Source organism: Methylobacterium endophyticum (assembly GCF_050591105.1).
Taxonomy (GTDB): Bacteria; Pseudomonadota; Alphaproteobacteria; order Rhizobiales; family Beijerinckiaceae; genus Methylobacterium.
In genome coordinates, this window is sequence record NZ_JBNHES010000050.1 from 1 (window position 1) to 1029 (window position 1029).

Below are 1029 nucleotides of genomic sequence, written 5' to 3' on the forward strand. Positions count from 1 at the left end.
GGCCCGACGGCGGGAGCGGTTGCGGATGGGGCGGATGTGGCCACCGCCGAGGGCGTTTTCGCGCGCTACGAGCTCGTGGACATCACGCCGGCCGTGGTCGAGGCCCTGCGCACGCGCCCCCTCGACAGCCTGCTCGCCTCCTTCGGCGATCACCGTCCCTCCCTCGAACAGGTGATCGGGGTGGGCGATTTCGTGGCCGTATCGGTGTGGGAGGCGGGCTCGGGCGGGCTCTTCTCCGGGCCGCTGGTGGCCGACCGCTTCTCGGCGGGCTCGAAATCGGCGCTGATCCCGGAGCAGGTGGTCTCGCGCGACGGGGGGATCTCGGTGCCTTACGCCGGGCGCATCCAGGTGGCCGGGCGCCGGCCCCAGGACGTGCAGGCGCTGATCGAGACGGAGCTCGCCGGCAAGGCGATCCAGCCGCAGGTTCTGGTCTACGTGACCAAGGCGGTGTCGCAGACCGTCACCGTGACCGGCGAGGTCACGGCGGGCGCCCGCGTGCCGCTGTCGGGCAAGGGCGACCGCCTGCTCGACGTGATCGCCTCCGCCGGCGGGGTGCGTGCGCCGGTGGCCGAGACCTTCGTGCGGCTCTCGCGCGGCAGCGTCACCGCCACGGTGCCGATGACGGCGATCGTCTCGAATCCGCGCGAGAACATCTACCTGCGGCCCGGCGACGTGCTGACCCTGGTGCGCGATCCGCAGACCTTCCTGGCGGTGGGCGCGCTCGGCAACTCCACCGAGCTGCCGTTTGCGGCGGAGGGCATCACGCTGGCCCAGGCGCTGGCGAAATCGCGCGGGCTCTCCGACGCGCAGGCCGATCCGCAGGGCACCTTCGTGTTCCGCTACGAGCCGGCCGCCGTGGTGCGCCGCCTGAAGCCGGCCTCGCCGCTGCTCGGCACGCCGCTGGTGCCGGTGGTCTACCGCATCAACATGCGCGACCCCAACAGCCTGTTCCTCACCCAGGCCTTCCGCATGAGGAACCGCGACCTCGTCTACGTCTCCAACGCGCCCTTCACCGAAGTGCAGAAGGTG

General features: G+C 71.9%; 1 protein-coding gene. It reads left to right on the forward strand.

Annotated features, from left to right (window positions below; all coding sequences use genetic code 11):
- Positions 1-1029 (forward strand): polysaccharide biosynthesis/export family protein (locus ACP56T_RS21865; protein ID WP_430914110.1); only part of this gene is annotated, 1029 nt, incomplete at both ends.